The sequence below is a fragment of the Cupriavidus sp. GW821-FHT02F09 genome, from assembly GCF_059421605.1.
This window is the reverse complement of record NZ_JBWKVH010000021.1, coordinates 112,948-120,436: the sequence shown is the minus strand read 5'-3', so window position 1 is coordinate 120,436 and position 7,489 is coordinate 112,948. Positions and strand designations below refer to the sequence as shown.

The 7,489-nt window shown below is 67.9% G+C and carries 8 protein-coding genes; 2 read left to right on the top strand and 6 right to left on the bottom strand.

The window, feature by feature from the left end; translation table 11 throughout:
- The 3 genes from AC07XB_RS22740 to wrbA form a co-directional block, all read right to left on the bottom strand.
- Positions 1 to 1,309: FAD-binding oxidoreductase (locus AC07XB_RS22740; RefSeq protein WP_492830878.1), on the bottom strand; the 1,309-nt coding region annotated here is incomplete at its 3' end.
- Positions 1,310 to 1,395: 86 nt separating this feature from the next.
- Positions 1,396 to 1,845, bottom strand: coding sequence for a DUF2069 domain-containing protein (locus AC07XB_RS22735; RefSeq protein WP_492372626.1), 450 nt, complete (start codon positions 1,843 to 1,845; stop codon positions 1,396 to 1,398).
- Positions 1,842 to 2,447, bottom strand: a complete 606-nt coding sequence (wrbA, locus tag AC07XB_RS22730; RefSeq protein WP_492830877.1) for an NAD(P)H:quinone oxidoreductase — start codon at positions 2,445 to 2,447, stop codon at positions 1,842 to 1,844. Before wrbA ends, AC07XB_RS22735 begins: the two co-directional genes overlap by 4 nt.
- A 158-nt stretch (positions 2,448 to 2,605) precedes the next feature.
- Between wrbA and AC07XB_RS22725 the strand changes: the two genes are divergently transcribed.
- A complete protein-coding gene (locus AC07XB_RS22725) occupies positions 2,606 to 3,970 on the top strand; it encodes a YihY family inner membrane protein (protein WP_492830876.1) in 1,365 nt (454 codons plus the stop codon).
- Positions 3,971 to 3,983: 13 nt separating this feature from the next.
- On the opposite strand, the gene AC07XB_RS22720 is transcribed toward AC07XB_RS22725, so the two are convergent.
- From AC07XB_RS22720 to AC07XB_RS22710, 3 genes are all read right to left on the bottom strand, one after another.
- On the bottom strand, positions 3,984 to 4,301 hold the full coding sequence (locus tag AC07XB_RS22720; RefSeq protein ID WP_492830875.1) for an Mpo1-like protein: 318 nt from the start codon (positions 4,299 to 4,301) through the stop codon (positions 3,984 to 3,986).
- Positions 4,302 to 4,636: 335 nt separating this feature from the next.
- A complete protein-coding gene (locus tag AC07XB_RS22715) occupies positions 4,637 to 5,461 on the bottom strand; it encodes an alpha/beta fold hydrolase (RefSeq protein ID WP_492374748.1) in 825 nt (274 codons plus the stop codon).
- Positions 5,461 to 6,771: an O-acetylhomoserine aminocarboxypropyltransferase gene (locus tag AC07XB_RS22710; protein WP_183031501.1), complete on the bottom strand. Its 1,311-nt coding sequence runs from the start codon at positions 6,769 to 6,771 to the stop codon at positions 5,461 to 5,463. The genes AC07XB_RS22715 and AC07XB_RS22710 overlap by 1 nt, the downstream gene beginning before the upstream one ends.
- A gap of 202 nt (positions 6,772 to 6,973) precedes the next feature.
- Here AC07XB_RS22710 and AC07XB_RS22705 point away from each other — a divergent pair, with 202 nt between their 5' ends.
- On the top strand, positions 6,974 to 7,420 hold the full coding sequence (locus AC07XB_RS22705; RefSeq protein WP_174422769.1) for a CBS domain-containing protein: 447 nt from the start codon (positions 6,974 to 6,976) through the stop codon (positions 7,418 to 7,420).
- Positions 7,421 to 7,489: the final 69 nt, after the last annotated feature.

Below are 7,489 nucleotides of genomic sequence, written 5' to 3'. Positions count from 1 at the left end.
GCTGGCCCAGCCCATGCTCGGCGGAGATCGAGCCGCGGTGGGCGTGCACGCTGTCATGCACGATCAGGTTGATGGCTGCCGAGTTGCCGAGGAAGGCATCGTGGCTTTCGCCCACGGGCGGCGACACGTTGTAGTGCAGGTTGCCGTCGCCGAGATGGCCGAAGGTGACCATGCGCGCGCCGGGGAAGGCATGCTGGATCAGGGCGTCGGTGGTGTCGATGAAGTCGGCGATGCGCGAGATCGGCACGGCGATGTCGTGCTTGATGTTCTTGCCATCGTCGACCTGGGCGAGCGGGATATGTTCGCGCAGGTTCCAGAAGTCGCGTGACTGCTGCACGGATTCGGCGACTACCGCGTCTTGCACCACGCCGGCTTCGAAGGCAGTTTCCATCAGCGCTTCGAAGATCGCGCGCGCATGGTCTTCGCTTTCGTTGTCGGACTGTTCCAGCAGCACGACTTGGGGGTGCGGGCGGTCGAACGGATAGCGCAGTTGCGGGTAATGCGTGGTGACCAGCGACAGGCACCGCTCGGACATCAGCTCGAAGCCGGTCAGCATGGCGCCTGCGCGCTGCTGGGCGATGGCCAGCAGGGCCAGCGCAGCGCGCGGGTTGGCCACGGCTGCCAGCGCGGTGACGCGAGCGCGCGGCAGCGGGTAGAGCTTCATCACAGCGGCGGTGATGATGCCGAGCGTGCCTTCCGCCCCGATGAACAGGTCGCGCAGGTCGTAGCCGGTGTTGTCCTTGCGCAGGCCGCGCAGGCCGTCCCAGATCTCGCCGGCAGGCGTTACCACCTCCAGCCCCAGGCAAAGCTCACGCGTATTGCCATAGCGCAGCACGGCGGTGCCGCCGGCGTTGGTGGAAAGGTTGCCGCCGATGGTGCAACTGCCTTCCGCGGCCAGGCTCAGCGGGAACAGCCGCCCGTGCTCGCGCGCGGTGTCCTGCAACTGCTGCAGGATCACGCCGGCTTCCACGGTGATGGTGTTGTTGAGCGGGTCCACCTGCCGCACGCGGTTCAGGCGTTGCAGCGAAATCACCACCGAAGCCTGGTCCGCCTGCGGCGTGGCGCCGCCGCATAGCCCCGTATTGCCGCCTTGCGGCACCACGGCGAGCTTGTGTGCGTGGCAGGCGTGCACGGCGGCGGCGACTTCTTCCGCCGAGCCCGGCCGCAGCACCGCCACTGCCTCGCCCGTGTAGCGCTTGCGCCAGTCGGTCAGGTAGGGGGCTTGATCGGCGGCGTCGGTCAGCACGTGCTGCTCACCGAGCGCGGCGCGGCACAGGGCAAGGAAGGAATCGAGGTGCGAGGCGTTCATGGCGGTGGGTCCGGGAGGGCGGCCGCTGTGAGGGCGGCCGCGCTGAGATGGATCGGTGCGGGCTGATGGCAAGCTCGCCGGCGTGGTCATTTGCCGGGCTTGGCCGGCTGCAGGGCCTTGGCGCGGCGCTTGTAAGGGCGCAGGTAGAGGATGGTGCCGAAGAAGAACAGCAGCGTCAGCGCCACCTCGGTCCACGCCAGCGTGGAAGATGGGGCGCGGTCGCTGGTGGCGCGCACGATGCCTTCGGTGAAGAACAGCAGGATCAGCATCGACGACCACTGCATGGTGTAGCGGTTGCGGGTCAGCACGCCGCGCAGCGGCAGCAGCAGGGGCAGGAACTTGAGGATCAGCCAGGAGCCGCCCGGACGCAGCGGCGCCAGGAACCATTCCCAGGCGATGCACAGCACGATCAGCGCAATCAAGCTGCCGGCGCTCAGGCGCCACAGGGCGGCATTGTGCAGCGCGCCGTCGCTGGCGTTGGCGGCGGACGGGGCCGTGGCGTGCGACGCGTCCGGGACTTTCGGGGCGGCGCTCATGCGCGGCTCCTGCCGGCCAGGCGCAGCGCGGTCTCGGCCAGGCGCTTGCCCATGGCGCGCGCGAGCGCGGCTTCCTCCTCGGACACCGGCGCGCTGTTGTCCACGCGCGCGTGGTGGCTTGGGCCGTAGGGCGTGCCGCCACCGGTGGTGGTCATCAGTGCGCTTTCCGAATAGGGCAGGCCCATGACCAGCATGCCGTGATGCAGCAGGGGCAGCATCATGGACAGCAAGGTGGTTTCCTGGCCCCCGTGCAGGCTGCCGGTGGCGGTGAACACGCAGGCGGGCTTGCCGGTGAGGGCGCCGGACAGCCACTGGGCCACCGTGCCATCGAGGAAGTACTTCATCGGCGCGGCCATGTTGCCGAAGCGCGTGGGGCTGCCCAGGGCCAGGCCCGCGCATTCCTCGAGGTCGCGCAGTTCCGCGTAGGGCGGGCCTTGCGGGGGGATATCCGGGGCGGTGGCTTCGCTCACCGTCGAGACCGGCGGCACCGTGCGCAGGCGCGCCTGGGCGCCGGGCACGCTGTCGATGCCGGTGGCGATGAGTTCGGCCAGCTTGCGGGTGCTGCCGTGGCGGCTGTAGTAGAGGACTAGGAGTTCGGTCATGGACGGGGCTACGGCGCCTGACGGTGTAACCGGGGAGGCGCCAGGATGGAGCGGTCCCGGGAGGCAGGCCGGGTTTGTGCCTTGCGCGGCGCGCGAGGGCAATGCGCGTATTATAGTTGCGGCCTCGCCACGGAATCCGGTAAGGAGTTTGCCCCCGCATGTTTGCCGCCCGCATCGTTCGCCTGCGCAGGGAATGGAATCTGCAAAAACTACGCGCGCTCACGCGCTACGCGCTGCGCCGCGCTGGCGAAGGCCGCTTGCCGCAGGTCGCGGCCAGCCTGACATTCACCACGGTACTGGCGGTGGTGCCGGTGCTGACGGTGGCCTTCGCCTTGCTGGCGGCCTTCCCGGTGTTCCGCGAGTTTCGCAGCGCGACCGAATCCTTCCTGTTCCAGAACCTGATTCCTGGCAACGTCAGTAATTCCATCACCAGCTACCTTGGCCAGTTCGCCAAGAATGCCAAGGGCTTGACGGCGGTGGGCCTGGGTGGCTTGATGGTGACTTCGGTGCTCACCATGCTGACGGTGGAGGACGCGCTCAACGCGATCTGGCGGGTCAAGCAGCGCCGCCCGCTGGCGCAGCGCGTGCTGGTGTTCTGGGCCGTGTTGACGCTGGGCCCCGTGCTGATCGGTGCCAGCCTGTCGATCAGCTCCTACCTGATCTCGGTCTCGGCCGGTTATGTCGGCACCATGCCGTTCGGGCTGGGGCTGGTGGTCGGCCTGACGCCGGTGCTGCTGTCGGCGGTCGCCTTTGCCTTCCTCTACACGGCCGTGCCCAACGCCAACGTGGAGTGGCGCGACGCGATCGCCGCCGGGCTGGTGGCAGCGCTGGCCTTCGAGCTGGCCAAACGCGGCTTCGGCTACTTCGTCACCCATATCCCGACTTACACCGCGGTCTACGGCACCTTTGCCGCGCTGCCGATCTTCCTGCTGTGGATCTACCTGAGCTGGCTGGTGACGCTGCTGGGTGCCACCATCGCCGCCAACCTGCCGGTGATCCGGCAGGGCTACTGGCGCCGCCGCACCTTTGCCGGCAGCGAGTTCTTCGACGCGCTGGGCGTGCTCTACCTGCTCTATCGGGCGCGGGACGAAGTGCCGCGCAGCGTCGGCGAGCTCGACCTGGGGCGCAAGCTGCGGGTGGAGGCGGACTACCTGGCTGGCCTGCTCGGCAAGCTCAAGGGCATGCATCTGGTCGGCAGGCTGGCGCAGGATCGCGGGCAGGCGCACTGGGCGCTGCTGTGCGATCCGGGCCAGGTGACGCTGCGCACGCTGCACGACCGGCTGGTGCTGAACCTGCCGCGCCTGCCGCGCACGGCGCTAGCGCAGCAACTCCAGGGCGCCGATGCGCTCAAGCAGGTGCTGGACAACCCGCGCCTGGACCAGCCGCTGGAGGCCGTGTTCCGGCGCCAGCAACAGGATCAACAGGCGCAAGCGCAGGCCGGGCCGGCCGCCCAGGAACGCCCCGCCGATCCCGCGCGGCGCACCCTGGAGGTGGTGCCGCCCGGCTGGCACGGCCAGGTCTGAAGGCCGCGCGGGCCTAGAAAGGAATCCTGCCGCGCCAGATATCGCCGTACATCACCCAGTCGCCCATCAGGCTGTAGAACGGATGGCGGAAGGTGGCGGGCCGGTTTTTCTCGAAGACGAAATGGCCGACCCAGGCGAAGGCATAGCCGGACACTGCGGCTGCTGCCAGCCACCACCAGTTGCCGCTGAGCAGCAGTGCAAGCAGGCACAGCAATGCCACGGTGGAACCAGCGAAATGCAGGCGGCGGCAGGTGGGGTTGCGGTGCTCGTTCAGGTAGAAGGGGTAGAAGGCGGCGAAATTCTCGAACTCACGGGGGTGGGCCTGGGGCATGGCGGGGGCCTGTGGGGTGTTCGGGGGCTTTTAGTTTAGGTGGGGGGGATTGTCACTGCAATTGCTAACCGTCAAAGGCAACTGCGGTTTCACCACCCCTGCGGGGCGGCGACCTACTTTCTTGTCTTGCCAAGAAAGTAGGCAAAGAAGGCGCGCCGGTGTACGGCCTGGGCACACCTTGACGGCTCACTTCGCATCGCGCTTGGGTGTTTCCCGCCCCTTAGGGCGGGAAACACGGCTACCACAGTTGGTTGATCTTGCGGCTGGTTGGCTCCCCTCTCCCACTTGTGGGAGAGCAGCCGGGGAGAGGGCGGGCGCTCGCTACGCCGCCGCCTTCAAGCTGCCGCTACCACTTTGCGCGCAAACGCCGCCAGCGCGTCCAGTACCTCATCCGGCCTTTCCCCCATCAGCGCGTGCCCGCAGGGCACCGTGACCGTGCTGGCCGATGCCATCCTGGCGGCGAGCGCCTGGGCGGCCTTGGGCGAGGTCATCATGTCCTTGCTGCCGCTGATGAACAGGGCGGGACAGCGCACGGCGGCCACCGCGGCGTCGCCGTTGGCGTAGGCGTTGCAGGCGGAGAAGTCGTTGTGGAAGACGTGGCCTTCAGGGTTGCGTTGTGCCACGCGTTCCATCAGGCGCTGGCTGCCGCCTTGCATCCACGAGCCCGGTCCCGGCGAGGAGGGCTTGTTGGCGAGGCTGGAGTGCGACCACGCGTTGACCATGGCGATGGCCTGGTCCACGCGGTTGAGCGAGGCGTCGAGCAGGGCGTCGGCAACCTTCATCGGATAGGCCGTGGCAAGCAGGGCGATGCCGCGCACCGCGTCAGGGTGGCGGGCGGCCGTTTCCAGGGCGATCAGCGAGCCCATGCTGTGCCCGAAGACCAGCGCGGGGGCGCTTACTCCGGCCGCGCGCACCAGTTCGATCACCCAGTCGGCCATGGCCTCGACCGTCTTGAGGGGCATGCCCTCGCTGCGGTTGTGGCCGGGCAGGTCCACCGCCAGCACGCTGAAGCCGTGATTGGCGAACCAGCGCGTCTGCAGAGCCCAGACGCTGTGGTCGTTCTGCGCGCCGTGCACGAACACGGCACAGGGCAGGGCGGGGTCGAAGGGTTTGCCGCCGGTGTAGGCGTAGGCCTTGTGGCCTGCGATCGTCAGTTCCATCAGGCTTGCCCTCCCTTGGCGCTCATGGCTTTCTCGGCTGCCTTGAGGCCGCGCTTGAGGTCGTCGATGAGGTCGTCCGGGTCTTCCAGTCCGACCGATAGACGGATGGTGCCTTCGCTGATGCCGGCGGCCTGCAGCGCCGCGGCGTCCATGCGGAAGTGGGTGGTGGAGGCCGGGTGGATCACCAGCGAGCGGGCATCGCCCACATTGGCCAGGTGCGAGAACAGCGCCAGGCTTTCGATGAAGCGCTGGCCCGCGGCACGGTTGCCCTTGAGGTTGAAGCTGAACACGGCGCCCGCGCCGCGCGGCAGCAGGCGCTTGGCGAGTTCGTAGTCCGGGTGGGATTCCAGCTCCGGATAGGCGACCGACTCGACCATCGGGTGCGACACCAGGAACTGCACCACGCGGCGCGCGTTGTCCACATGGCGGGCCATGCGCAGCGGCAGCGTCTCGATGCCCTGGAGCAGTTGCCAGGCGGCCATCGGGCTCAGGCAGGCGCCGAAGTCGCGCAGGCCTTCGCGGCGCGCGCGCAGCAGGAACGGCGCCACCGTGCTCTCCTCGGTGAAGACCATGTTGTGGAAGCCAGCATAGGGTTCCGACAGCTCCGGGAAGCGCCCGGAGGCTTCGAAGTCGAAGGTGCCGCCTTCCGCCAGCACGCCGCCGATGGTGGTGCCATGGCCGCCCAGGAACTTGGTGGCCGAGTGATAGAGCAGGCCGGCGCCCAGGTCGAAGGGCTTGAGCAGGTAGGGCGTGGTGAAGGTGGAGTCGACCAGCAGCGGGATACCGTTGTCCTGGCCGAGCTGCGCCAGGGTCGGGATGTCGAGCACGTCCAGCCCAGGGTTGCCCAGGGTCTCGCCGAACAGCAGCTTGGTCTCGGGCCGGATGGCAGCGCGCCAGGCGTCGATGTCGCGCGCCTGCACGAAGGTGGTCTCGATGCCGAAGCGGCGCAGCGTGTAGTGCAGCAGGTTGTGCGAGCCGCCATACAGGGCGCTGGACGCCACGATGTGCGAGCCCGCGCCCATCAGCGTCGCCACCGCCAGATGCAGCGCGGCCTGGCCCGAAGCCACGCCGATCGCGCCGGCGCCGTTCTCCAGGGCGGCGATGCGCTCCTCGAAGACGGCGACCGTCGGATTGGAGATGCGGGAGTAGACGTGGCCCGCGCGTTCCATATTGAACAGCGAGGCGGCGTGCTCGCTGTCTTTAAAGACGAAGGATGTCGTCAGGTGGATGGGCGTGGCCCGCGCCCCCGTGGCGGGGTCGGGAGCGGCGCCAGCATGCAGCGCCAGGGTGTCGAAACGGGTACCGGACATGGCTTCAAGGGCTAGAGTTGTCTCCGGATCGCATCGTAGCATCCGCTGCTGCCGGGGGCACGGCAAATAGCCTTGGCGGCCCCGGCGGCGGCCCGTGCTTTACTTGGGCGGCTGGTTTCGGCTAGGATCGGCGCATCAGGCCATGCCGGCGGCGGCAGGTAATAAACAGCAAAACAGCAGATTCAGAGAAGCGGAGACCATCATGAAAGTCAGCGACATCCTGCAGATCAAGGGCAACACGCTCTATACGGTGAAGCCGGAAACGTCACTGCTGCTGGCGGTCAACATCATGGCAGAGCACGATATCGGCTCGCTGGTGGTGATGGAATACGGCGACCTGGTCGGCATGCTGACCTTCCGCGAGATCATCAAGACGCTCTCCGCCAACGGGGGCAACGTCGGCACCACCAGCCTGCGCAAGGTCATGGACGACGCGCCGCTGACCTGCACCATGGAGACGGACGTCAATGAAGTCCGCCGCATGATGCTGGAGCGCCACACCCGTTACCTGCCGGTGCTGGACAACCGGACGCTGATGGGCGTGATTTCGTTTTACGACGTGGCCAAGGCCGTGGTGGAAGAGCAGAGCTTCGAGAACCGCATGCTCAAGGCCTACATCCGCGACTGGCCGGAAGAAAAGAGCGATTGAGCCGCCCATGGCGCGAGAGGCGCCACGTAGCGGCGGCCGGGTTGGGCCGATCGAGGCGCTGCGGGCTGT

Coding starts and splice junctions, on each gene's coding strand:
- AC07XB_RS22710 (WP_183031501.1), bottom strand. CDS start 6,771: ATGTCCGGTACCCGTTTCGACACCCTGGCGCTGCATGCTGGCGCCGCT.
- AC07XB_RS22725 (WP_492830876.1), top strand. CDS start 2,606: ATGTTTGCCGCCCGCATCGTTCGCCTGCGCAGGGAATGGAATCTGCAA.
- AC07XB_RS22735 (WP_492372626.1), bottom strand. CDS start 1,845: ATGAGCGCCGCCCCGAAAGTCCCGGACGCGTCGCACGCCACGGCCCCG.
- wrbA (WP_492830877.1), bottom strand. CDS start 2,447: ATGACCGAACTCCTAGTCCTCTACTACAGCCGCCACGGCAGCACCCGC.
- AC07XB_RS22715 (WP_492374748.1), bottom strand. CDS start 5,461: ATGGAACTGACGATCGCAGGCCACAAGGCCTACGCCTACACCGGCGGC.
- AC07XB_RS22705 (WP_174422769.1), top strand. CDS start 6,974: ATGAAAGTCAGCGACATCCTGCAGATCAAGGGCAACACGCTCTATACG.
- AC07XB_RS22720 (WP_492830875.1), bottom strand. CDS start 4,301: ATGCCCCAGGCCCACCCCCGTGAGTTCGAGAATTTCGCCGCCTTCTAC.